Source organism: Streptomyces sp. NBC_00154, assembly GCF_026342835.1.
Classification (GTDB): domain Bacteria; phylum Actinomycetota; class Actinomycetes; order Streptomycetales; family Streptomycetaceae; genus Streptomyces.
Genome location: NZ_JAPEMI010000004.1, coordinates 133,576 through 156,470, shown reverse-complemented (window position 1 = coordinate 156,470; position 22,895 = coordinate 133,576). Strand labels below are relative to the sequence as shown.

Sequence of the window (22,895 nt, the reverse complement as noted above, 5' to 3'; positions counted from 1 at the left end):
ACATCGCTGCGCGATGTGCAAGCGAACCACCGTGCTTCGCACGGTGGTTGCGCACCCCTGCTTCGCAGGGGTGTGGACTCTGGTGCTTCGCACCAGAGTTGACTCCGTTTCACGGAGTCTGGGGTTCGCTTCGCTCACCCCTGCCCGGCTTTGCCGGGCGTGCCCTTCCGCTGCGCTCCAGGGGGTAGGGGCCGGCCCGTTGCGGGCGGGCGGACGGGTTGCCGGTTAGGCGAGGTGTGAGATCTCACCTGAGGGTGTGTCCGCTGCGCTCCTCCACCCTGAGTCCTTCCGGCTTCGCCTTCAGGACCTGGACCCGCTGCGCGGGCCTGGCTGGCTAGGGGGCCCGGTGGCTTCTGCGGTGGATACGCCAGAACAGCACAGCGCCCGCTGTGCTGAGCAGGATTACGAAGCTGGTCACCACAACCTTGAAGCTGTGGTCGTCCTGTACTGCCCACACGAGTTTCACCAGACTGGCAAGTGTCAGAACGGTCAGGTAGACCGCCACCCGGAACGGGGTGCCAAAGAGCGTGCGCTCTATCCAAGGACGCCGTTGTTCTGTCTGCCTACTCATGCATGCCCCTGTGATGAACCGCCAGGCGTCATGATGAAGCCCTGGTCTGGCAGCACCCTAAGGGGTGACCCACACCAACGGGACCGAGGCCCTCCGCTTCGCCCCAGACCCCCGTGCCCTTTCCGGCCCCCGTCTGCCGGGAAGGGGGCCGGGTGTGCGACTGGCTACGAGGGGTCGCTCGTTCGTGTCCTGGTTTCGGTGCCACGCATCATTGATTTGATGCAGCATGTAGAGTTGGTAGAAACAAGGGATACCCTCTGGGCGCGGACGGGGCTCATGTCATTCTACGAATATCTTCCGGAAGAAATTGCGCGGCTCGGTGTGACGAGAAAGGCCACCGGGCTCGCCCTCGGCCAGGTGCGGACGCATGTGCGGCTCTCCCGGGAACGCGAGGAACGCGCACGCGAAGGACTGGCAGAGCTCCTCAGCCTGAGTGAGCTGGCGATCGCCGTGTGGGAGCACCTTGAATGGAAGCGTGTAGCCCACGTGATGACGGAGCGGCAGATGCCTGTCTATGTACCGGGGCAGGATCCGCGTGTAGGCCGCCGTGAGGAGCAGCGGATGCAGCGTGTGGCCGCTGACATAGCCGCGGCGGAGCAACATGGCGGGGCACCGGCCGAGATGCTGCGCCATCGGGTCTACCGGCTCGTTGCCCAGCGGGCCGGCTGCTTGGGCGAACCGTGCCTCACCGTGCATCTGATGGCCTCCTCCCTCAGCGAAGCCGCCCACCGGCCCTGGACCGTCTACGGACGCCCAGACGGCCCTTACCGGCAGGGCGGATACCGGATCACCTCGGTCGAGCAGGTCCTTCCCGAACCCGGAGAATTGTTTTGATCCAGCTTCGAGAACACCAGGTAGAAGCGAATTCAGGCATCCGTAAATGGGTGGGATTCCCTGCAAGATCATCTGTGCCCGCTGAGGGGCTCCGTGGCACGGTCGTCTCCGCGACCGGCTCCGGGAAGACGATCACGGCCGCCTCGGCCGCGCTGGACAACTTCCCCGGCGGCCGGATCCTCGTCACGGTCCCCACGTTGGACCTCCTCGTGCAGACCGCGCAGGCGTGGCGCCGGGTCGGCCACCGCTCCCCGATGGTTGCCGTGTGCTCGCTGGAGAAGGACGACGTCCTGGAGCAGCTCGGCGTGCGGACGACCACCAACCCGATCCAGCTCGCGCTGTGGGCGGGTTCCGGGCCGGTGATCGTGTTCGCCACCTACGCCTCCCTCGTCGACCGCGAGGACATCGACGCCCCGTTGGGGCAGCGGAAGGTGCGCGGGCCGTTGGAAGCCGCTCTCGCGGGCGGCCAGCGGCTGTACGGGCAGACCATGGAGCCGTTCGACCTCGCGGTCGTGGACGAAGCACACGGAACCGCCGGAGACCTCGGCCGGCCCTGGGCCGCGATCCACGACAACCAGCGAATCCCCGCGGACTTCCGGCTCTACCTGACCGCGACTCCGCGCATCCTCGCCGCACCCCGGCCGCAGAGAGGCCAGGACGGGCAGGAGCTGGACATCGCCTCCATGACGTCCGACCCGGCCGGAACGTACGGCGAATGGATCTACGAACTCGGACTGTCGGAGGCCATCGAGCGGGGGATTTTGGCGGGCTTCGAGATCGATGTGATCGAAATCCGCGACCCCGAGCCGGTGCTGGGGCTGTCGGAAGAAGCGCTGCGGGGCCGGCGCCTCGCGCTGCTGCAGACCGCGTTGCTGGAGCACGCCGCCGCACGCAACCTGCATACGGTCATGACGTTCCACCAGCGAGTGGAAGAGGCAGCCGCCTTCGCAGAGAAGCTCCCCGAAACCGCGGCCGAGCTCTACGCCACCGAAGCATCCGACACATTCCTCGAAGACGCCACAGCACTACCGCCATCCTCAATCCACGCAAAGCTCTACAACCTGGAGCCCTACCGCCACGTCCCCCCAGACCGCGTCTGGGCAAACTGGCTCTGCGGCGACCACCTCGTCAGCGAACGCCGCGAAGTCCTACGACAGTTCGCAGGCGGCATCAACGCCAACAACCGCCGGGTCCACCGGGCATTCCTCGCGTCCGTCCGCGTGCTCGGTGAAGGCGTCGACATCGTCGGCACACGCGGAGTCGAAGCGATCTGCTTCGCCGACACCCGCGGCTCCCAAGTGGAGATCGTCCAGAACATCGGCCGGGCACTGCGGCCCAACCCGGACGGGACCACGAAGGTCGCCCGGATCATCGTGCCGGTGTTCCTGGAACCCGGCGAGGACCCCGACGACATGATCGCCTCCGCCAGCTACCGCCCCCTCGTAACCGTCCTAAACGGACTCCGCTCACACTCGGAACACCTCGTCGAACAACTCGCCTCGCAAGCACTCTCGCGGCAGCCACGGGCCAAACCCCACCACCTCGTACGCGACGCCGACGGGCGCATCATCGGAACCGAGGGCGAAGGCGAGGGTGAGGTCGTCGACCAGGAGAACGGGACGCGGGCCGTGCTCGAGTCCGCGCTGCTCCACTTCTCCACTCCACGAGACCCGGCCACCATCGCCGCGTTCCTGCGTACGCGGGTGTACCGACCCGAAACCCTCGTCTGGCTCGAGGGCTACCAAGCCCTCCGACACTGGCGCACCGAAAACCACATCACCGGGCTCCACGCGGTCCCCTACGACACAGAGACCGAGGTCGGCGTCACGAAAGCGTTCCCGCTCGGCAGGTGGGTCCACCAACAACGCCGCGCATACCGCGCCGGCGAACTCGACGACCACCGCAAAACCCTCCTCGACGCACCGGAGGCCGGGATGGTCTGGGAACCCGGAGACGAAGCATGGGAAACCAAACTCGCGGCGTTGCGCAGTTTTCACCGGGCCCACGGACACCTCGCACCCCGCCAAGACACCCTATGGGGCGAAGGAGGCACCGACAGCCTGATCCCGATCGGACAGTTGATCGCCAACCTCCGCCGCAAGGGCGGCATCGGCAAGGATCCGGAGCGGGCCGAGCACCGCGCGGCGCAACTCGCCGCCATCGATGAAGACTGGAACTGCCCCTGGCCACTCAACTGGCAACGCCACTACCGGGTACTCGCCGACCTCGCCAATACCGAACCCGGCGGCAACCTCCCCGACATCCAACCCGGCGTCACCTACGAAGGCGACGACCTCGGGCGGTGGCTCCAGCGACAGGCCAACTCCTGGGCACAGCTGACCACCGAGCAGCAGGAACGGCTCACCGGGCTGGGCATTCAGCCAGCCCAGCGCCCCGCCCCGACCCCGGCAGCCAAGGGCGGCGGGAAGATGTCCGGGAAGGCGTCAGCAGCCTTCCAGAGGGGCGTACAGGCCCTCGCCCAGTACATCGCCCGCGAACGACACCACCGGGTTCCGCGCGGGCACGCAGAAGAGATCGTCGTGGAAAGCGAGACCGCCCCCGTCATGGTGAAGCTGGGCGTGTGGATCACGAACACCAAGACCCGCCGCGACAAACTCACCGTGGAGCAGCGCGCCACCCTGGCCGAACTAGGCATCGAATGGGCGCAGTGACCCGATCAACGCCACGTCATTGAACCGCCTGACCGGGAGAGGGCGCATACCCCGGGCATCACGCCCCGGGTCCCGGGCTGCCAGCGTGCCAAGAGCCGTCCTGCCTCGGCACGGGGGCAGGACACAGCGTGCGGATGTGAAGGCGCGGGTCCGCCCAAAGAATCTTCCGAACATCGGTAAGGAGCCGTGGCCGCCGCACATAGACAGGGTGGAGGGGAAGTGGAGACTACGAGCGACGAGCAGCGGTTCACCGAGCTCTACAGGCGGCACTATTCGGCCGTCGATGCGTACGTGCGCCGGCGGATCCACGGCGACCACGTGGCGACGTGGTCGCCGAGGTATTCCTGGTCGCCTGGCGCAGGTTCGGTGAGCTGCCCGAAGGCAAGGCGTTGGCCTGGCTGTACGGGGTGGCGCGCCGGACCCTGGCCAATGCCTATCGGTCGGACAAGCACCGATTGCGTGTGTCCGAGTGGTTGAAGGCCCAGCCGCATGACGAGGGTGGGGACCACACCGAGGATGTGGCGCTGCGCATGGAGATGGCCACTGCGTTCGACGCTCTGAGCGAAGCGGACCAGGAGGTGCTTCGGTTGGCGTTGTGGGACGAGGTGGCTTCCTCGCAAGGAGCAAAGATTCTCGGCTGTGGCGTGGGTGCTTATCAGGTTCGTCTCCATCGTGCACGCAAGCGCCTCAAGAACGGGCTTGCCCTCCGGCTTCTTGATGGAACTGCACCGCAATGGGATGCCTTGGTGCAGTCGGCAACGACGAAGCGGGGTGAAGCGGGTGCGTGAGACGGATCGTGTCTTGCGGTCTTTGGACCCGGCTCGAGAGGCAGCCACGCCAGCTGACGAACAGGTGCTCACATCGATTCTTTCCACGCCGGCCGAGGGCGCGCATGTGAGTGTTCGCCGTTCCCATCGGCGTGGCCGGCGTTGGCTGCTGGTCAGTGGCCTGGCCACGGCTGCTGCGGCCTTCGCCCTGGTGGTCACCAACATGTGGGGGACGGCGCCCCAGCCCGCGTACGCCATCACCCCCAAGCCCCTGGCCTACCAGGCCGGTAACCGTCCGGCCGCCAAAGTCCTGGAGGAGATCGCCCAGCGCATCGAGGGGCTTGCCAACGATGCACCCCACGGTGGCACGCAGCGCTTCGTCCAGGAGAGCTGGTCACTGTCCACCCGGATCGACGGCGCGCAGGTGACCTCGGCGATCATTCCGGAGCGGCGCACGACCTGGAAGAAGCCCGACGGGTCGCAGAAGTGGACCGTCCGTACCGTCAAGCCTCAGTTCCAGAACGACGCGCAGCGCGAGAGGTGGGGAGCAGCCGGGTCAGTGGGCGCCGATCCGCAGGAGCACTCGGATTCATCCGGGCCGGCCGACATGTCCGACCCGAGAAACCACGAAGCCCCCACCGGCCCGAGCGCCATGAAGCGCTGGCTCGCCGAGGGCTACGAAACATCCGGCCCCGGCGAGACGTTCGACTCCGTCGCCGAGCGCCTCCTGGACCGGCACTTCTCGCCCGCCCAGAGGGCAGCCCTCCTGCGGGCCCTCAAGGACACGCAGGGCATCAGGTACCGGGGCAACGTCGAGGATCGCGCGGGCCGGGTCGGTGCCGCCTTCACCGTTGCATCGCGATACGGAGGACTCCCCAAAGAACAGACCCTGCTGTTCGACCCGAAAAACGGGAACCTCCTCGCCTATGAGGAAGAACTCACCCACGACGCAGGAAAGTTGAACGTCAAACCGCCCGCTGTCGTCCTCTACATCACCTACCTGTAACCCTCCGGGGTGGGGCTGCAGGGCCCCAGCCCGACACGACCCACAGACAACGGCTCACACAAGGCTGATCCACCTCATGATGTGAACCGGACAGGATCTCGAAGCAAGCCTCCAGCCCGTCTCTGCGTCGGATTCCGGAACGGTACCCGGACCATCTGTGAGCCGACTGGCTGTACGGAGAGCACGAGGCGGACCACCCCGCGGCCAGCCGGATCCACCGATTCAGACCAAGGGCATCTTGATCGCGAGCCGCTCCACCGGACGTCCAGGAGGTCGAAGACTTTGGGAAAGATAGCGGAGGGACTCGAGCGGCTCGTGCGCACGCGGCCCGTCCCCACCAGTACGGCCGACCGCCTCAAGTTCCTCCTCAAGTCGGAGAAAGGGTCCACGAAGCGGTTGGCTGCTCTGCTTGGGGTTTCTCAGCGCACCGTGCAGCGGTGGGTGACTGCGAAGGCAGGTGTTCAGGGACGTCCCAGCCCTGCGCATGTCCGCGTGATCGAGGATGTGGTCCGCGTCTGGTGGCAGCCGCGGGTACGCGCTCGTATCCAAGCGCAGGCCGAAGCCCGCGGCATCGTCCTGCACGCCAGAGCGCGATTCGGGTTCGCTTCCGCCGCGGGGTCTTCCGACGACCCACGACAGCGGCTGATCACCCAGGAGCTTTCCGGAGCGGTCGCACGGGAGTTGTTCGCGGCCCGGGATGCGGGTGCCGGTGAGCGACAGCAGGTGGTGATCCTTGCCCGGGCTCTGGGGCACGCCTACTTCCGGGACTGGGGTCGTCGTGCTCATGGCCTGCAGATCACCTTCAGCGACATCGAGTTCGCAGACTTCATCACCCGCTGAACCCGAGAGCCGCGCAAGCTGGATCCATGTGGTGTGTTCGAGGAGTGCGGCAGACCGGACGGGCTTCAGCTGCGCGAGCTGACGGATCGGCGGAGGCTGGCCCCCGTCAGCAGGCCACTGTGGCGTTCGGCTTCCTCACGCTCGCGCCAGGTCCATTCGACATGGCCGCGTGGACTGGTGCGCCTGCCGGCGGGAGGCTGCGGTGGGCGCAGTTTCGCTGTCTCGGCGGATCGCAGCAGGAGTGCTCGGTCGTCGAGGCTGGCCAGCAGCCGCTGGTCTTCGGTGGGGGCCAACTGGGCGAAGTAGACGGCGGCGCGCAGGAAGACGCGGGCCCACTCGGGTACGGGGTAGGTCGCGCAGCCGTCGGTGTAGCGGGTGGGGTCGTGCAGCGCGAGGACGGCTGCGCCGTCGGAATCTTCGGTGCGGGCGGTGGCTAGTTGCTGGAAGGAAGCGCCTGTGAAAATCGCGCTTGCCAGGGCTGCAGCCAGACGGGGGTGGGCGGTCGCAGCGTGGATCCGGCGGGCGACTTCGGCTGCGGTCGCCGGGGTGATGAGCTTCGGTGGTGGGCGGTGTCTCCAGTCGATCGGCGGTGGTGTGCACGGGCCGTGGCAGGGGCTGGGGCTGTCGTAGGAGACGAGGCGGTCCAGGGCGGGCAGCGTGATCCAGCGCCCGGGGGCTACGCCGCCGACCGGGGATAGCGGAGGGCACCAGGTGGTGGGTGGGCCGTAGTAATGGCCGCGGGCGGATTCAAATGTGCTGGTGCGGGTGTGGGCGACAGGTAGCAGGGCTTGGTGCAGGGCGACGGGGATGCGCGGTCGGTGGCAGACGAGGGTCAGATGGACGCCGGTGTGATCGCGTAGGCGCAGGAGGCGTTGAAGGCGGCGGTCAGTCAGCCGGTGGGCACGCAGGACAGTGAGCCGGGTGACGGGCAGCGCACGGATCCAGGCGGTGGCGGCCTCCCAGACGGGTTGTCTGCCGGAGCGGAACCGGCCGGTCATCTGGGGCGGCTTGCCCAGGGCGGCGAGGAGGTCGTGGGCGAGGGCGGTGTCGCTGGTGGTACCCGGCCCGGGGTGCAGGGTGACCCGGCCGGCAGGCAGGTCGTGGGCGGCCAGCGCGGCGTGTGTGTGCACCGCATCGTCGTACGGGTCCAGGACGAGCACGACCGGCGGCGGCTCCTTGAAGCTGAGGGTGCTCATGCGAGACGGCTGAAGGCCCAGCGCAGCAGCTCCTCGTCGACCTTCGGGCGCCCGGTGCGGGCCAGAGCGGTGCGGATATGGGCCGTGAGCTGGGCCCAGGCACGGAAGTTGCCGTGGGCGGCGTGCTGGTCGGCGAAGGTGATGTCCTTGGGGGCGGCGTCGGCCCAGACCGGGTGGAACAAGGGGATGACGTCCTGGACCTCTTGCGGGGTGAGGCGGGCGAACTGCTGCCAGATGAAAACACGGGAGGAAAGCATCGGCTCGCGGCGCAGCACGGAGTGGCAGCCGGCGCCGCCGACGAAGACGATCGCGAGCTGGGTGGTGGGTTCGTCCCACAGGTAGCGGAAGTACTCGAAGGCCTCCCCGTTCAGCCACTGTGCTTCGTCGACCAGGAAGGTGCGGGGCCGCTCGGCCAGGGCGGTTTTCAGCAGACGGTCGAACTCGCTCGGGTGGCGGGGCGCCTCGCCGGGCAGGCCGAGAGCGGTGAACAGCTCGTAGCGCACCGCGCGGGCGGTGGGGCGGGCGCGGAAGGTGACGCGGCGGACGTCCTCGTGCGGTTCGAGCTCGCGCAGGCAGGTGTTGACGGCGAGGGTCTTACCGAAGCCGGCGCCGCCGTGGATGCACATCATGGCGCGGGCGGCGACGGTGTCGGTGATGTTCTCCCGGGCGGTGAGCAGGGCGCGGGTGGTGACCACGGACGCATCAGGCAGGTCGACGTACTGGTAGGTGGCCGAGGTCACGAGGCGTCTCCGTCTTCATCGGTCTGTGCGGCCGGGCCGTCGGGGGCAGGTTCGGACGGGACGGGAGCAGGCCGGCCGGGCGTGGTCCAGGGGGCAAGAGAAGGCGGAGTACGCCAGTCGGCCGGGGGCGCGGCGGGCGGGATGAGGTCCGGCAGCGCCAGCTTCGAGGCGTCGGTGTGCTCGACGGCGGCCAGTTCGCGCCCGGCTTGAGCGGAGGTGAGGGCTCCCAGCCGCTGGGCCGGCCCGGCCGTGGTGACCGGGGCGAAGCGCTGTCTGCGCAGCATCTCGGCGGCTTTCACCTCGGCGCGCAGACGTCGGGCACGCTCCGCACGGGCCGTGCGCAGGGCCTGGAGTTGTTCGAGGGTGGCCGCGTCCGCGAGGTGCGCGGGCCCGAGATACCTGCCGCTCGCGTCACAGATGTCGATCTCATGATTGTGGTGCGGCATATAGCGCACTGTGACGGTACGGCCGGCCTGGCCGGTCATCCACGGGGCGATGTAGGTGCGCCCGCGCCACCGCACGCCGTGGCTGGTCAGCCTTCGCGGGCGGCCGTCGTCTTCGAGGGTGAACGTCCACAGGTCGGCGGCGGGGACGTCGGTGACGGGCGTCGGATCGGCCTGCCATGCCTCAAGCGGCGTGCGGCCGGACAGCGCCTGCGGCCGGTGCTCGGTGTTCCACCAGTGCGTCCAGGCAAGCACCTCCGCTGTGAAGTCTTGAAACGACATGGCACCGGACGTCTCCGGCTTGCGGCCCGCGGCTTTGCTTCGCCGGCCAGAGCGGGGCTTGGTGGAGGTGAGGGTGTAGCCGGGCAGGGCCGCGAACAGCATCCGGTCGACGGCCCGGTTGAGGTTTTCCACCGTGCCCTTGAGGTGAGGGCTGTAGGCCGGCAAGTCCTTTACCGTCACGCCCATCGTGCCGAACGCCGTGGTGACGGTCCTCGACAGGAAGTCCTTGCCCCGATCCACTCGCACCTGCTCCGGTGTCCCTCCCGCGGGGCCGTAGGGGTCTTCACGCAGCACAGCAGCGCGCAGCGCGACCAGCACGGAGGCGCGGGAAGGGACACCAGGGGTGACGGCGATGCCGGTGATGACTTTGGTGGCGGTGTCGATGAACCACGTCACCCACGGGCGCACCAGGTCGCCGTCGGCATCAACCAGCAGCGGTGCCTGGACATGATCCGTCTCCCACACGTGATTGCGCCAGGAGGCCGCCCGTTTGCCGAAGACGTCGTGCGCGCGTGCCGCGTCCGGTCCCGCGGCAAGACCGGCCCGCTCCCCCGCGGTGAGATCTCGACGCACCGCGCGCAGGAACGTCGACAGGGAAGGCACCGGATCCAGCAGCGGCACCTGCGACAGGGCTGCCCCGCCCGGAACAGTCACCGGGTCCGGCGGGACGGACTCGGCAGTGCCGGACGCCTGCACGCGTACGCTCCCGCCTTCGGCCGCGGCACGCTCCATGAGCTGGCGGTGGACCGCGGAAGCGTTGCCGTGCCAGTACGCCAGCAGCACTCGGATCTCCCTGGTGATCTCGAACCGGTCACCGCTGCGTTCCCCGGGGCGGATCGCGGCGTCGGGCGAGAGGGAGGCCTCAGCCAGCCACCGCCACACCGTCCGCTCCGACACGCCCAGGCACTCCCCTGCCAGGCGCACATGCTCCCGCGACAGCCGCCGCTCGGCGCGCAGCGCCAGCAGACGGCGCACCGCCGGCGCCCGCAACGCCGTCAAGGACTCCTCCCCCAGAACACCGGCCGGATCCTCCGGCGGCGCCAGCGGTTGTCCGTCCACCCCATGCCCCTTCGTTCTTATCCGCTTCGGTGGAGCCTGTCTTCGTTCACCCCGTCGGAACAGGTGAAGGCCCCATACACAAGCCCTTCGACCAGCCCCGACCGTCACGGATAGGGCCCCAGACGTGCGCAGGCCTGCTCGATCAGCTCCCGGTCCACACACCTTGCGGGGTCGCGCTCGCGGGCCGCGTAGACATGCGACGTGATCTTCGCCCAGGTACGGAAATTGCCGCGTGCCATCTGCTCGTCCACCCGCGCAACGTCGTCCGCATCCGCCTGCGCCCACACCGGATGGAACAGGCTCAGCGTCTGCGGCACCCCAGACGCATCCAGCCGGCCGATCTGATGCCAGGTCAGCACTCGTGAGCGCAGCGCCGAAGCGCGGGCAAGAGCCCGTTCGCTTCCGGCCCCGCACAGCACCAATGCCGCCGCACAGCCCGGCGCGTCCCACAACTGCCGCAGGTAGTCCAGTGGCGGTGTCAGACGCTGGGCGTCATCGAGGAACAGCACACCCGGTACGGCCAGTACCCGCATCAGAGCCTGGCTGACCGGCCCGGCCCGGTGCGGCAGCGCCCCCGACTGCAGCCCGAACGCTTCGCACAGTGAGGCCCGCAGCTGCGGCAGACCGGGCGCCACCCCGGCCACCGCTCGCCACACCGGCACCCGTCCGGGCAGAAGATGCAACGCCTGCTCGACAGCGACCGTCTTCCCCAGGCCCGTGTCCCCGTACACACAGCACATCCCGCGGGCCGCGACCGTATGCCCCACCGCCTCCACCACACCGGCCACCTGCCGGGTCGACACCAGCCGGGCCCCCGGCACGTACAACCGCACACCGCCGCCCCGCACCCCCGCATCCACGACGCCCTCCGGAACCGGCACGTCGGCGGGCGGTCCGTCGACAACAAGCGGACCACCAGCCCCGTCCACAAGCCCCAGATCCGCCAGTGCCCGGTCATACCGGCTCGGCTCCAGCCCGGCCCGGGCCCCTGCCGGACGGGCCACCTCAAGAACCCGGCCCGTCCCCAGATCCCTCTTGATGACGCGGTGCAGGGTCGGCAGCGAGGGCACACACTCCGCACCCCACCCCTCCAACACCCCCTCCTCCTGGGCCCGGAGCATCCTGCGCCGCAACTCCGCGACGTTCCCGCCCGCCTGAGCCAGGACCTCCCACAACGCGTCGCTCAGCGAAAACCCGTCCTGCCGCGGCCGCGCCTCAACATGGCCCCGGCGTCCATCCGCCAGCCACCGCCACACCGTCCGCTCCGACACCCCCGCCAGCTCCGCAGCGATCCGCACATGCAACCGCGACAGCGTCCCCTCGCCATCCACCGCAAGAAGCCGCCGTACCACCACACCCCGCGCCAACGACGCACCCTCAGCCGACACAGCACCAGCCGATCCCGCCCCGGCCCCCGCCGGACCTCCCTGAACCGTCATACGGCCCAGCCCACCCGACCCCGCCAGCCCCTCACATAGGAACAGCGAAAGCCATGACAGCCACCAACCGGCCTGCTAGCCACACCACAACAGCCGCTTAGTCACCCCATGACAGCAACCAAAACCCCGCCCCACACCCACTACCAGGACATCCACACCGCGATCCCGCTGACGCCCACCCACTGCCACCACGCCGCCCAATCACACGTACTACGCACAGGCCGGCACCCTGGCCGCCCCACGGCACGCCACCGCCCTCGACAAACCGGTCGGGCAATGGCTCACCAACCTCCGACGCCCCGGCGGACTCGGCAAAGACCCCGAACGCGCAGCACGGCGCGCCGAGCAGCTCGCCGCGATCGACCCGGACTGGAACCCCGGACAGTTGGGGTGGACCGTCGACTGGCAACGCCACTGGGCCGGACTGACCGCCCTCCTCGCGGCCGGCGGAACACTGGACGAGATCCTGCCCGGCGTCACCCACCACGGCGACGACATCGGGCGCTGGACCGCGCGGCAGGTACGGGACTGGGCGCAACTCAACCCGGAACAGCAACACCGCCTGGGCGAGATGGGCGTGAAACCGGCCGTACGGCCCCGCAAGGAGCCCGCGAAGGCCGGCACGGCGTCCGGGTCGGGCAAGGGCGGTGCGGCCTTCCAGAAGGGCTTGGAGGCCCTGGCGCAGTACGTCGAGAGGGAGAGCGCGATGCCCGGCCGGAGCCACGTCGAGGTCCTGGCCGACGGCACGGAGCACCGCACCGGCATCTGGATCGGCAACCAGAAAAACCGGCGCGACCGCCTCACCGACCAGCAACTCGCCACCCTCGCCGAACTCGGGCTGGAATGGGCTACATAGATTCCTGGGATGGACCATCCCGGGCGTCCTCAGCGTTGGTCAATACGCCAGAATGGAGCCGATCTCGCGGACGGTCTGCGCATCCGGCTGTTGCTGCCGCCGGGCTCCACCTGCAGCAACGCCGAACCAGACGACGAGTCACTCCGGGGCCGAGGGCGCGCGAGGCACTGGAGGATGGAAGCGGTGACTGTGTGAGCCAGGACGAGGGCCCTCAGGATCCGCCGCCTATTGTTGTCGTGCTGCCAGACGGCCAGGAGATACGAGCGCGACTTCACGCCCGTCGGCAAGTGCGGGACGGCTGGCGGTATCACATCGGCGTCATGATGTGGCGGGGCAGCGCGAGCGATGGTGTGGAACCGGTCGAGCACCGGGCCTGGGTAAGTCCCGCGCAGGCACGCCCTGTTCCGGGTGTCTCCTACGAGCAGGTACCCACCCATCGCCGGTCCTCAGCAGCCCTGTCCAGGGGTGTGGAGCCAGCCTGGACGGTTCAGCGCCTGCCACATCGACCTGGCCATCCAGGCGCCACACTCGTGCACGTCATCGGCTGCGCACCCGGCGGACAGAGACTGGACCGGGAACAGGCCCTGGCCGCGCTTGGCCAGCCCCGCACAACAGCGTGCAAAGAATGCGACGCGGCGGGGTCCCTGGCTACTGGGAACGAGCCCCCGTCTCCTTGAGGCGGCACGAGGCCAACCCGCACCATTCCCGCCTATCCTCCCTGTTTGTGGCAACTTCAATTGGCCCCACTCCGGCACTGAAGTTGGCCCCACCGAGGTTGTGACGGCGTCGCCGCTGACCGAGTGGCCTCCCCGCCAAGTCGGCGTAGCCACTGTGTAAAGTCGGGCAGGAGTGCCGCGCGGCGGGCAAAGAGTGCCCGCGCCAGGGCTTCCACGCCCGGCTGCACCCGTGTTCCACGAACTGGTTAACTCCTTGGCTTCCATCCCTGCCCCGGGCAACGGCCGCGTCAGCGCGCTGCCAGTGCTCGTTCATGTCCAGGGTCTGCTGGAGCAGCGTCCGGACGTGTCGGTGGCAGCGGTCGCGCGGTGTGCTGGTGTGGCCGCTTCGACGGTGAAGTCGCTGCTGCATGACGCTGCTCGCGGTGGTGGTGAAGGTCGGGCGGTCTCGCGCGTGCTGGCGGACAGGCTGCTGGCGGTCAAGGTGGCCGATCTGCCGCAGCCCGGATGCGGATACGGCGGCCAGTCCGTCGACGCTGCTCCCGCAATGCGGCACATCCGCCATGTGATGGGGTCCCGCCCTGGCTTGTCGATGTCCGTGCTGGCGCGGGCAGCGGGGATCACACCGAGCACGCTGGCAGCTGCGCTCAAAGACGTAGAGGCCGGACGCCCCCGCCGCATCCAAGCCGCGGCCGCCGAACGGCTCCTCGCCCTCGGCAGCGGCACTCCTCTCCCCGAAAGACAAGCGCGGCGCTGCGACACCGTCGATGCCGCCCCCGTCGCCACCCATGTACACCATCTCCAACTGCGCTACGACGGCGTGGGCCTCGCGCTCATCGCCCGCACCGCAGGCATCAATCCCTCCACCCTTGCCTCCGCCCTCGCCGACCACGCCCAAGACCCCGCGCGCGGCATCAACCGCAACATCGCGGCACGAGTGCTGGCAGTGACCGATCTGCCCGCACCAGCCTTCCCCCGCCACACAGACGTCACCACCACCGGCTTGATACGACGTGTCCAGGCACTGTGCGCTCTCGGCTGGACCCTGGCATCCATCGGCCAGGCCGGCGGCACCACGCCCAGATCCCTGTGCGACCTGCTCCGCACCCAAAGATCCACCTCCACTCAACGAAGCTCGGTCCTGGCAGCCTGGAGCGAACTGTCCCATCGCCCCGGCCCCTCCGCCACAGGACGCAGACGCGCTGCGACCAAAGGCTGGGCACCACCACTGGCCTGGGAAGAACACACCATCGACCACCCCACCGAAACCCCGACCGGCACCCGCACACCCAGACAAACCAAGACATGGACACCCGAACTACTGCATTACGAACTCGAATTCCTCACTCGCCTCGGCCTGGGCCAGGCTCAAGCCCTGCAGCGCCTCAGTCTCAGCTCCAAGCGCGCCCAGACACTTCTAGAACCGCCCGTCCCTGCCCACAACACCACGAGCCAGCCCACCAACCCTGCACAGCAGAAAGACGCCCCGGCCGAGGAGATCACCGCCTGGGAGGAGACCCGCAGTCAGCAGTCCTCCGAACGAATCTGCGTCGAGAACGCAGGCGCAGAGCACATGCAGCGGCGGCCCCGCCAGCGGTCCCTCGCCCGCCGCGAGTACCACGACGAGACCCACCTGGCCATCGCAGCGCTGGTCTCCGACCGCACCGCCGAGCGGTAATCATCCGCCAGACCAACACGGCACAACCCCAGTCGTACGCCGCGCCGCAGGTTGTCTGTCCGGGATCCCCGGTCGCGTGGACTGGCGGTCGGGATGCTGTCGCTTATGGCTGTGCTTCCACCGACGAAGTCGGTGGAAGCAGTGTTCTGTTCGGGTAAGTACAGGTCACGGCGGTGGCGAGCATTGCAACAGGCCCACCGTCGGGCGGCGGCCCAGCGATGCAGCGTGGGGACGAGGTGACGTGCCCGGTCTCACAGCCCGTGTCGCAGGCCCGTCTACCGGGGGCGGCCAAGACGACCGTCCTGTGCTTTCGCCGGAGGCACGGCCAGGATGTTCCGTATCGTCATGATGTCCAGGCCAGTGCGCTCGGCGATGCGACGGACGGGCTCTCCGGCTCGGCGGGCCGCCCAGATCGCCGCTGTCAGATCGCGGCGGGCCGTGTGCAGATCCCGCTGTGCCGCGATGACGGCCGGTGCGGCAGCTTCCAGGCCTGCCGTGCCATCCGGGGAGCTACTGGCGGAAGTGGGCGAGGCCGCCATCAGAACGCAGGCTCCCCGGCCGGGACGTCTGCGCCGTCGGCACGCTCAGAGGGCCGGACGGGACTCGCTGTGGACCACGGGTCGTCCGGCGCGGTCTCACGCGGCGGGACAGGACGGGCAGTACGGGTGATCGTGACCGTCGCGAAGGTCATGGAGGCCCCCACATCGTCGGCATCCAGGACCATCCGTGAGCGTTTCTCTCCTTCCGGGGTCTCCCATCGGTCGGTACGCAGCCGGCCCGCAACCACGACCCGGGATCCCTTCGACAGCGACCCAGCCACGTTCTCCGCCAGCTGCCGCCAGCAACTGCAGTCCAGGAACGTCGATTCCCCGTCCCGCCAGGTGTTCGTATCCCGGTCGAACGTCCGGGGCGTCGACGCCACCGTGAACCGGGCGACCGCCACCCCGGCAGAGGTGAACCGCAACTCCGGGTCATCCACGAGATTCCCGATCACCGTCAAAGGAAGTTCATTACGCATGGCAGGAAGCCTCCCACGCACCACCGACACCCTGAACGGCCCTCTCACCGAAAACGGTGCCAAGGCCGTGCTGCACCGGTCGTCGGAGACTGGTCAGAACGAGCGGCCAGGGAGCGTCGATGTCTGCGATGACGTGAACGGTCCACGGCTGCAGCAGCAGACGCAACAGGCCGCGCGCAGATACACGAACCGGTCAGACACCTACCGGCCCACGGCGCGGGCCGACTTCGTCATCATGGCCTCAGAACAGCGCCAAGCCCTCACCGCTGGTATCCACGATGACCGGCCGGAACCGGGTGGGGAGGCCGTCCAGGCGGTCGGGTCCGGCCTCAGCCGCCACGGCAGGGGCGGTCTCGGCCAGCCAGGTGCCAAACTGCCCGGCGGCTTCGCGGTAGGGGACTCGCGCCAGGACACGGTGCTCGCCGGAAGGGCACAAGTCGACGGCGACAGTGAGCAAGCAGGAACCGGGCGCATTGTGGCTGCCGGTCCAGGACACGCGCAGCGCGCCGCAGGGCTTGCGTGCGCGGGAGCCGCGGGGGTCGCGGTGGGTCGGGCGCAGCGATCGGCACGCTATGTGGGCGGTCCATGCAGCGAGGTGTGGCAACGGGAGGGTGGTGCGGGTGCGGCAGCCGAGGCAGCGGTGCCAGTGGCGGAGCCAGTCGGCCGTGTCGGTGTGGAAGAGACGTGTGTAGTGGTTGGCCACGCGGATGTCGTTGCTGTACAGGTGGTCGGGGCGTTCTTGTGTGTTGCAGGACTGGCAGACCGGGGCGCGGACATAGCCGTGTTCGTGACAGTGGTCGAGCACGGCGGCGGGTGCGGTGCCACAGATGGCGCACATCCACCCAGCCACCTTGCGGGAAATGCCGGGTTTCCTGCTGAGTACCGAGTACAAGTGGCCTTTCAGTTCCTCGTTGTACGGGCGCAGCGGGGCGGTTACGCAGTCGGGACTCGTCGTCTGCCGGCCGTCGGCGGCCCGGGCCTGCCAGTGGTGGGAGGGCGACTCGGTGACGGTTGCGCTTGCCCGGCAGGTCCGCGCGGCTCGCAGCCACCGCATTTCGGTGTGCTCGGCCACATCCAGCAGCCTGACCACAGCGCGCGGCAGCCACCATGTCCGCGCCGTCCGGTCGCGGGTTTCCTCCACGAGTATCCGCCGCCAGTCGATCCCCGCCAGATGGTGCGGCCGGCCGCCTTCAGGTTGCGCTGCCCGCTCGGAGGCGCCCAGCTCATGCAGTTCCCGGGCGATGCGCTGGCGCCATCGCAGCGGCGTTCCCTCGTTGTGCTCCTGCTTCGGCCCGTCACGGAACGGACCGATGCGGACCAGGTCCTGGCGGTCCATCTCAACCGCGTTCAGTTCTGCTGCCGCCCGGCGCACCTCAGACTCCGGAACACTCCACCGGCCGCCGCTTACCTTCACCGTCGCCACCACACGGCTACCGAGCAGGACGTAGCCCGCCTGGGCATTGGCAGGAGAGCAGGTGAACGCCGCAGAAGCCGTCGGCACAGCGCTGCCGGCCGTCAAACCGGCCCACAAAGCGTCCGCAGCGCCCAGAGTGATCAGGCCGCCCGTACGGCCCGGGATGACACGATCTGACATACCCACAGGCTAACGGCCCATCTCCGCAGCGCCGCCCGCATCGCCTCCGCATCTATGGCCTCGACGACCGCGCGCGACCACAGACCCACTCCGGCATCGGCGGCCGGGACCAGGTTCGAGGCCGCCGCCCACCGCCAGGCCGCAACCGGCACCTTCAGCCGCCCCGCTACCTGGTACCCGTCGTACGCCTCACGCATCACGACCGCTGATCATCACCAACCGCATCCGCCGCCGGCACGACAGAAGAACAGCTGACGCGTAACAACCTGCGGGCCACCCCTTCTCGCCCTGCGGCCCACGGCCGCAGGAACAGGGAATGCTGCATCACCTGGTGATGCAGCAACACTAATGCGGCCTCCCGGCCTCGCCCCGCGGTACGGGCAACAGCCGCCGCCGGTGCGCGGGCACGGCCGTCTCCGCCGGGGCCGGCCCGGCCGGACGCGGACCCGGCAGGCGTGGTGGTCGAGCAGGAGCGGGCCGCGCCCGGGCAGACACGACGGACCACTTGCCCGAGACGCTGTTGCCGCTTCCGCGCAGCGATGTCCTTTCCGACGAGGTCGCCGCTGTACCGGGGGCCCAGGCTGCCTGGGCCCCCGGTACAGCGTTAGGCGCTGCCCGTGGCAACGGCCGCGCGGAACTCCTGAGTCATCAATGCCACCGAGCCGCGCTGGACAGGGGCCGGACCCGGCTCGCCCCACACTTTGTGCAGCGCGGCTCGCATCCGGTCGTTCATGGCGTCGTTGAGGACGGCCTGGTGCTCCTCGGGCACCTCGCGCACGTCCTGGACGACGACCATGGTGCCGTGGCGGGTGCCGTTCTCCCGATCGTGGTGACCTTCCAGCCGAGGCGCCGTGCCGCTTTACGCATCGCGGCCCGGATCAGTTCCACCCCACCCAATCCGACGGCCTCCTCGTCATCCAGGTTCACCTGGTACGAGCCGCCGAATCCACCGGCGCCTTCCGGGCAGTTGCGACGCAGCAGGGGCACGAGGGCTTCGGCCATGGCGGTGCAGCGCGGGTCCTTCGCGTACGAGGCCATCGTCAGCTCCTTTCCGGGCCGGTGAGGTGCGGCCACAGCAGCTTGATGTCGTGGGCGACCCGCTCGACCAGGACGTCGGGGTCGTTGGCCGTCCACTGGTGAGCTGTCCCGATGGCGTCGGCGGCCTTCGTCCTGGAGGTGCCCGTGCGGGGGAAAGAGCCGGAAGTGATGCGGGCGGTGAAGGTCGCCGGGGCCGGCGGGCGGGGCAGGAAGAGCAGCGGGTGGTGCGGGGTGAAGTCGAAGTGGCCGAGGCGGGCTGCGGGCGCTTCGTCGAAGAGCTGCGGTTCGGTCCACAGGCCGACGGTGACGACGATCCAGGTGTGCGGGTGGTCCGGGTCGTTGCACAGCCACAGGTCGAACGTGCCGACCAGGAGGTTCTCCTCCCACTTCCAGACCTTCGCCCGCGGACCGAGAGCATCAGCCCCGTCCCGGCGCAGCGGCATCAGAGCGCGCTCGAACGGGGCGATCAGATCGTCGTAGGCGGCCCGCATGGCCACGCTGCCGGCGTGGTCGTACGTCAACTCGCGGTCCGGCGTGATCTCCCACTTCAAACCGTCGGGAAGCTGGGTGGCCAGGTACTGGCGCAGCGGGCCGATGGCCAGCGGCAGGCCGTCCTTGTCGAGTCGGGCATGCTCGGCTGCGGGCAGGCGGACCCACCAGGCGTAGTACGGCGTTTCGTCGTCGTAGGAGTCGTCGTCGACGCAAGAGTCGTACACGCAGCCCAGCGAGGAGGACAGCTCCGTCATCGTCTCCTGGGTGCGCTCGTCCAGGTCGGGATCCTCGCCCGCGAGCTGCGATGGGTCTTGGACCTCGAGGCGCCACACCACCTATTCGAAGTCCTTGAAGTCTCTCACGCGCCCGGTGTGACCCCTGCTGTATCCGGCCACGTCCCACTCCCCTGCCTCGCCCAGCTCCGACAGTCCAGTACACCAAGACCCACCAGGCAGGCGGGAACGTTCGCAGACACCCGGCCCGGACGAGCGACGCACAGGGCCGACGGCTCCAGAGCCTCGAAGAACGTGTCGGGCCTTGGCGATGGACAGCAGCACACAGATACTGAAGGCGGGCATTATGTGGAATCAGAGTTGTCAAGGCCGCGTCGCCTTTGGCCCTGTGTGACGAGCCCTGCTCCCGGCGCCTCAGGCTGATAGGGCTGACCGCTGCCGAGTGGCCAACGCGTCCAGCGGCACCAGCCCTCCGGTCAGCAGAGCAATCCCACCCCAGTAGGCCGCAAGGTTCTCGGCGCTGCTCAGGGTGACAGCGCTCGCTGCAAGGGCGAGTACCTGCACCTGCCAGGTCCAGCCCTCGCCGATCGATGCGTTTCGCGGTGCGCCGGGGGGAGATCCGGGCGGACGGCAGACCGCAGTGAAGGACGAGCCGGACAAGCTGGGCTTCCACGCCGACCGCATCCACCTCACGGGCTCATCCGGGGCGGACACCGACAGGCCAACTCCGCCCTGCACCGGATCGTGATCTGCCGTCAGCGCTGGCAAGCCGCGCACCCATGCCTACATGGCCGCCGTACCGCCGAAGGCATGTCAAAGAAGGAGATCATGCGCTGCCCAAGCGCTACGTGGCCCGTGAGATCTACCGCGTTCTGACCGCCCTCAGCAGACGACCGGCCGTCCCCGAAGACTGCACGGCCGCCTGCTTGACATCCTTAACAGCGTCCCCGGGCTGGAGGACGGCATGTAGCCGCACTCGTAGCCTTCACTGCTGATGGCGATCACCTCGCTGACCGGATCCGCGGCGCGGCTGGAGAGCCGGTCCCTTCGGCATGTGCGAGGGCGGTGTCGAGGAGATCGCGCAGGCGGGCGGGGGTCGAAGCGACGGCCGTGGCAAGGAGGGCGCTGCTGTCGGCCAGCGGGGCCAGTACGGCAGAGCCTGTCGCCGGGTCGTCGCCGAGGTGCACCGGTTCGCGAAGGAGGACTTTCATGTCCGGCCGTACGAAGAGGAGTTGGCCGCAGGCACGGTGATGTCCCAGGACGGCGGGGCCGTCCCAGGCGGGGACGGGGCCGCCGTACGCGGTGTGCTGGTCGAGGAGGAGCCGGCCGGCGCGGCGGACGGTCAGGCGGGTGGTGAGGTGCCCGGGTGGCTCCGCCGTGCGGCCGAGCAGTTGTTCTTCTCGCAGCACCAGTCGGGCGGTGGCTGCGAGTTCGACGGTGTACGTCTGGTGCAGGGTGCTGCCGCGGGTGCTGATCAGCGGCTGGGGCAGCCAGTTCAAGGACGCGTCCTCGCCTGCCGTGAGCCGTACGTCGTAGGTGGCGGGGTCGGTCGTCGAGCCGCGCAGGGCGATGGTGGCGGCGGACGTGGTGACGTCCAGGCGGGCCCGTGTGCCGGCCGTGATGTCGAGTGCGAGGCGGTCCCCACCCAGCGGGGCGCTCATCGCGCCGAGCACCATGACCCGTGCCCGTCCGTAGCGGCACCGCAGTCGTCTCAAGTGAAAGGGGCCGTCGCTGCGGAGCAAGGGAAGTGTGGTCGTGCGGCCGTTGTGCTCTGCGTAGATCTGGGCCGTCGCGTGTACGCCGCTGGTCTGGGGAACGGATTCCTCGCTCGCCCCCGCCCCGGCGGACCGCGGACTGTCGTACCCGGTGTCGTGGTGCTCGGCGCCGGTGGGGCGCACCGTTTCGGGTGCGGCCCTCTGGACGGGACCGGGCGCTTCCCGTGCTGGTCGTGGCAGGGGTGCGGAGCTGGTGGTGCGGGTCATGCGGCTGCTCCGGTCCGCCAGGCTGCCAGGCGCCCGTTGACCCAGTCGGCGACCGGGTGGATCCCGTCGGTCTGAGTGAGGCTGGTGAAGGCGACGGGCAGGTCGCCGCGCTGGCGTCGTGCGTCGGATGCCATGGTGTCCAGGTCGGCGCCGACGTACGGTGCCAGGTCGGTTTTGTTGACGACTAGGAGGTCGGCGGTGGTGATGCCGGGCCCGCCCTTGCGGGGGATGTCGTCACCGCTGGCCACGTCGATCACGAAGACCTGGGCGTCGACGAGGCCACGTGAGAACGTGGCGGTGAGGTTGTCGCCGCCGGACTCGATGAGCACCAGGTCCAGAGCTTGCAGCGTCTCCTCTAGCTGTTCCACGGCTTCAAGGTTGGCGGAGATGTCGTCGCGGATCGCGGTGTGCGGGCAGGCCCCGGTCTCCACGGCGGTGATCCGTTCGGGCGGCAGCACGGCCTCGCGGAGCAGGAACTCGGCGTCTTCACGGGTGTAGATGTCGTTGGTGACCACGGCAATGGACAACTCGTCGCGCAGCGCGCGGCACAGCGCGGCCACGGTGGCGGTCTTGCCGGAGCCGACGGGCCCGCCGAGTCCGATCCGCAGAGCGCGGCGGCTGCCGTCGCCTCGCACGGGCTCGGCGCTGTGGGTGTGGCGCTGGGGCATGATCACAGGGTGGTCGAGGTGCACGTCAACTCCAGGTCGTCGTGAGGTGGTTCAGGACCGGCATGACCGGTTTCAGGAAGCGAAGAGGCGGACCGTCCAGGCGGCGTGCTGTTCGCCGGTGAGGTCGAGTAGCGGCGCTGAGGCGGCAGGGAGGGCATCGACGCCGAGGTCGGTGAGACGGCCCGCGGTGGTGACAGCGGCGTCGGCCACGTCGTCCATTTCGGGGGCCAGTCGCGCCAGCAGCGCGGTCGCGTCGAACGGGTCGAGACTGAGCAGCCGTACCGCGGCGGTTGCCGGGCCGCTGACGCTTTCGTACGCGGCGGCCTGTGCGGCGTCCAGCGGGGTCAGGTCCGCCGCGCGGGCGGCGACTCCGAGGACGACGGGCTGGTGTACGCCCTGCGGCCGGTCGCGGGCGAGCCGGTCCAGGTCGGCCGAGGGCCAGGTGACGCGGGCCGTGCGCAGCATTTGCCGGCCGAGCCGACGTGCGACCTTCCGCAGTGCGGGCATGGGGGTGCGGGCGTCGGCGGCCTCGTCCAGGACGAGGGGGTCGTGGCCGTCGGCCGCGGCGGCGGTGAGTCCGGCGGCGGTGAGTCCGGCTGTATGAAGCCGCCCACGGCAGAACGCCTGCAGGCTCGCGGTGTCGTGCACGGCGCCGGAGGCCACCGCCGCCTCCACGCCGCCGGAATGGGCGTGCCCGCCGGCGGGGAAACGACCGTCGGCCAGGACCAGCAGGGCTGCACGGGGCATGGTGGGAGCGGCCCGCCTTTCAGGGAGCAGAGCGAGGAACGGGTACGGGCGCGCCGGGTGTCCGCG

General features: G+C 69.2%; 21 protein-coding genes and 1 pseudogene. 9 read left to right on the top strand and 13 right to left on the bottom strand.

The genetic code is table 11. The annotated features are described in order from the left end of the window. Window positions 1-790 precede the first annotated feature (790 nt). From OHA03_RS47080 to OHA03_RS47055, 6 genes and pseudogenes are all read left to right on the top strand, one after another. The gene (locus tag OHA03_RS47080) at window positions 791-1,405 is read left to right on the top strand and encodes a hypothetical protein (protein WP_267007868.1); all 615 of its coding nucleotides are present in this window, start codon (window positions 791-793) and stop codon (window positions 1,403-1,405) included. Beyond that, window positions 1,402-4,077: a DEAD/DEAH box helicase gene (locus tag OHA03_RS47075; protein WP_267007867.1), complete on the top strand. Its 2,676-nt coding sequence runs from the start codon at window positions 1,402-1,404 to the stop codon at window positions 4,075-4,077. Before OHA03_RS47080 ends, OHA03_RS47075 begins: the two co-directional genes overlap by 4 nt. Window positions 4,078-4,403: 326 nt before the next feature. Further along, on the top strand, window positions 4,404-4,865 hold the full coding sequence (locus OHA03_RS47070; RefSeq protein WP_267007866.1) for an RNA polymerase sigma factor: 462 nt from the start codon (window positions 4,404-4,406) through the stop codon (window positions 4,863-4,865). After that, the gene (locus OHA03_RS47065) at window positions 4,795-5,850 is read left to right on the top strand and encodes a CU044_5270 family protein (protein WP_323181345.1); all 1,056 of its coding nucleotides are present in this window, start codon (window positions 4,795-4,797) and stop codon (window positions 5,848-5,850) included. The genes OHA03_RS47070 and OHA03_RS47065 overlap by 71 nt, the downstream gene beginning before the upstream one ends. 9 nt (window positions 5,851-5,859) lie before the next feature. Next, window positions 5,860-6,306, top strand: a pseudogene (locus tag OHA03_RS47970) (helix-turn-helix domain-containing protein); the annotation flags it as partial. Window positions 6,307-6,342: 36 nt separating this feature from the next. Continuing rightward, window positions 6,343-6,690, top strand: a complete 348-nt coding sequence (locus OHA03_RS47055; RefSeq protein ID WP_267008296.1) for a hypothetical protein — start codon at window positions 6,343-6,345, stop codon at window positions 6,688-6,690. Window positions 6,691-6,755: 65 nt separating this feature from the next. Here the strand turns inward: OHA03_RS47055 and OHA03_RS47050 are convergent, their stop codons facing one another. From OHA03_RS47050 to OHA03_RS47035, 4 genes are all read right to left on the bottom strand, one after another. Beyond that, window positions 6,756-7,886, bottom strand: coding sequence for a hypothetical protein (locus OHA03_RS47050; protein WP_267007864.1), 1,131 nt, complete (start codon window positions 7,884-7,886; stop codon window positions 6,756-6,758). Then, on the bottom strand, window positions 7,883-8,626 hold the full coding sequence (locus OHA03_RS47045) for an ATP-binding protein (protein WP_267010075.1): 744 nt from the start codon (window positions 8,624-8,626) through the stop codon (window positions 7,883-7,885). Before OHA03_RS47045 ends, OHA03_RS47050 begins: the two co-directional genes overlap by 4 nt. Then, on the bottom strand, window positions 8,623-10,410 hold the full coding sequence (locus tag OHA03_RS47040) for a Mu transposase C-terminal domain-containing protein (protein ID WP_267010074.1): 1,788 nt from the start codon (window positions 10,408-10,410) through the stop codon (window positions 8,623-8,625). The genes OHA03_RS47045 and OHA03_RS47040 overlap by 4 nt, the downstream gene beginning before the upstream one ends. 104 nt (window positions 10,411-10,514) lie before the next feature. After that, window positions 10,515-11,708 carry an ATP-binding protein gene (locus OHA03_RS47035; protein WP_267010087.1) on the bottom strand — a complete coding sequence of 398 codons (1,194 nt, stop codon included), beginning with the start codon at window positions 11,706-11,708 and terminating at the stop codon, window positions 10,515-10,517. A gap of 526 nt (window positions 11,709-12,234) precedes the next feature. Between OHA03_RS47035 and OHA03_RS47030 the strand changes: the two genes are divergently transcribed. The 3 genes from OHA03_RS47030 (at window position 12,235) to OHA03_RS47025 (ending at window position 15,057) form a co-directional block, all read left to right on the top strand. Beyond that, window positions 12,235-12,705, top strand: coding sequence for a helicase associated domain-containing protein (locus OHA03_RS47030; protein WP_267010073.1), 471 nt, complete (start codon window positions 12,235-12,237; stop codon window positions 12,703-12,705). Next, window positions 12,693-13,382 carry a DUF6233 domain-containing protein gene (locus OHA03_RS48220; RefSeq protein WP_354006179.1) on the top strand — a complete coding sequence of 230 codons (690 nt, stop codon included), beginning with the start codon at window positions 12,693-12,695 and terminating at the stop codon, window positions 13,380-13,382. The genes OHA03_RS47030 and OHA03_RS48220 overlap by 13 nt, the downstream gene beginning before the upstream one ends. Window positions 13,383-13,635: 253 nt before the next feature. Beyond that, complete coding sequence (locus OHA03_RS47025) at window positions 13,636-15,057, top strand: hypothetical protein (RefSeq protein ID WP_267010072.1); 1,422 nt, start codon at window positions 13,636-13,638, stop codon at window positions 15,055-15,057. A gap of 275 nt (window positions 15,058-15,332) precedes the next feature. Here the strand turns inward: OHA03_RS47025 and OHA03_RS47020 are convergent, their stop codons facing one another. The 9 genes from OHA03_RS47020 to OHA03_RS46980 all read right to left on the bottom strand — a co-directional run bounded on the left by OHA03_RS47020 (window position 15,333) and on the right by OHA03_RS46980 (window position 22,829). Next, window positions 15,333-15,596, bottom strand: a complete 264-nt coding sequence (locus tag OHA03_RS47020) for a hypothetical protein (RefSeq protein WP_267010071.1) — start codon at window positions 15,594-15,596, stop codon at window positions 15,333-15,335. Next, window positions 15,596-16,075: a single-stranded DNA-binding protein gene (gene ssb / locus OHA03_RS47015; RefSeq protein WP_267010070.1), complete on the bottom strand. Its 480-nt coding sequence runs from the start codon at window positions 16,073-16,075 to the stop codon at window positions 15,596-15,598. Before ssb ends, OHA03_RS47020 begins: the two co-directional genes overlap by 1 nt. A gap of 241 nt (window positions 16,076-16,316) precedes the next feature. After that, window positions 16,317-17,669, bottom strand: coding sequence for an endonuclease domain-containing protein (locus OHA03_RS47010; RefSeq protein WP_267010069.1), 1,353 nt, complete (start codon window positions 17,667-17,669; stop codon window positions 16,317-16,319). Then, the gene (locus tag OHA03_RS47005; protein WP_267010068.1) at window positions 17,630-17,869 is read right to left on the bottom strand and encodes a hypothetical protein; all 240 of its coding nucleotides are present in this window, start codon (window positions 17,867-17,869) and stop codon (window positions 17,630-17,632) included. The genes OHA03_RS47010 and OHA03_RS47005 overlap by 40 nt, the downstream gene beginning before the upstream one ends. Before the next feature lie 404 nt (window positions 17,870-18,273). After that, window positions 18,274-18,465: a hypothetical protein gene (locus OHA03_RS47000; RefSeq protein ID WP_267010067.1), complete on the bottom strand. Its 192-nt coding sequence runs from the start codon at window positions 18,463-18,465 to the stop codon at window positions 18,274-18,276. A gap of 244 nt (window positions 18,466-18,709) precedes the next feature. Further along, window positions 18,710-19,534, bottom strand: a complete 825-nt coding sequence (locus OHA03_RS46995) for a hypothetical protein (RefSeq protein ID WP_267010066.1) — start codon at window positions 19,532-19,534, stop codon at window positions 18,710-18,712. A gap of 899 nt (window positions 19,535-20,433) precedes the next feature. After that, a complete protein-coding gene (locus OHA03_RS46990) occupies window positions 20,434-21,414 on the bottom strand; it encodes an urease accessory protein UreD (protein ID WP_267010065.1) in 981 nt (326 codons plus the stop codon). Then, on the bottom strand, window positions 21,411-22,106 hold the full coding sequence (gene ureG, locus OHA03_RS46985; RefSeq protein ID WP_267010064.1) for an urease accessory protein UreG: 696 nt from the start codon (window positions 22,104-22,106) through the stop codon (window positions 21,411-21,413). The genes OHA03_RS46990 and ureG overlap by 4 nt, the downstream gene beginning before the upstream one ends. A gap of 48 nt (window positions 22,107-22,154) precedes the next feature. Next, on the bottom strand, window positions 22,155-22,829 hold the full coding sequence (locus tag OHA03_RS46980) for an urease accessory protein UreF (RefSeq protein ID WP_267010063.1): 675 nt from the start codon (window positions 22,827-22,829) through the stop codon (window positions 22,155-22,157). Window positions 22,830-22,895: the final 66 nt, after the last annotated feature.

What these genes read in the sequence shown, in the direction of transcription:
- OHA03_RS47000 (WP_267010067.1), bottom strand. Translation starts at nt 18,465, where the DNA reads ATGGTCGTCGTCCAGGACGTGCGCGAGGTGCCCGAGGAGCACCAGGCC.
- OHA03_RS47020 (WP_267010071.1), bottom strand. Translation starts at nt 15,596, where the DNA reads ATGGCGGCCTCGCCCACTTCCGCCAGTAGCTCCCCGGATGGCACGGCA.
- OHA03_RS46990 (WP_267010065.1), bottom strand. Translation starts at nt 21,414, where the DNA reads ATGACCCGCACCACCAGCTCCGCACCCCTGCCACGACCAGCACGGGAA.
- OHA03_RS48220 (WP_354006179.1), top strand. Translation starts at nt 12,693, where the DNA reads ATGGGCTACATAGATTCCTGGGATGGACCATCCCGGGCGTCCTCAGCG.
- ssb (WP_267010070.1), bottom strand. Translation starts at nt 16,075, where the DNA reads ATGCGTAATGAACTTCCTTTGACGGTGATCGGGAATCTCGTGGATGAC.
- OHA03_RS47050 (WP_267007864.1), bottom strand. Translation starts at nt 7,886, where the DNA reads ATGAGCACCCTCAGCTTCAAGGAGCCGCCGCCGGTCGTGCTCGTCCTG.
- OHA03_RS47010 (WP_267010069.1), bottom strand. Translation starts at nt 17,669, where the DNA reads ATGTCAGATCGTGTCATCCCGGGCCGTACGGGCGGCCTGATCACTCTG.
- OHA03_RS47065 (WP_323181345.1), top strand. Translation starts at nt 4,795, where the DNA reads ATGGAACTGCACCGCAATGGGATGCCTTGGTGCAGTCGGCAACGACGA.
- OHA03_RS47080 (WP_267007868.1), top strand. Translation starts at nt 791, where the DNA reads ATGCAGCATGTAGAGTTGGTAGAAACAAGGGATACCCTCTGGGCGCGG.
- OHA03_RS46980 (WP_267010063.1), bottom strand. Translation starts at nt 22,829, where the DNA reads ATGCCCCGTGCAGCCCTGCTGGTCCTGGCCGACGGTCGTTTCCCCGCC.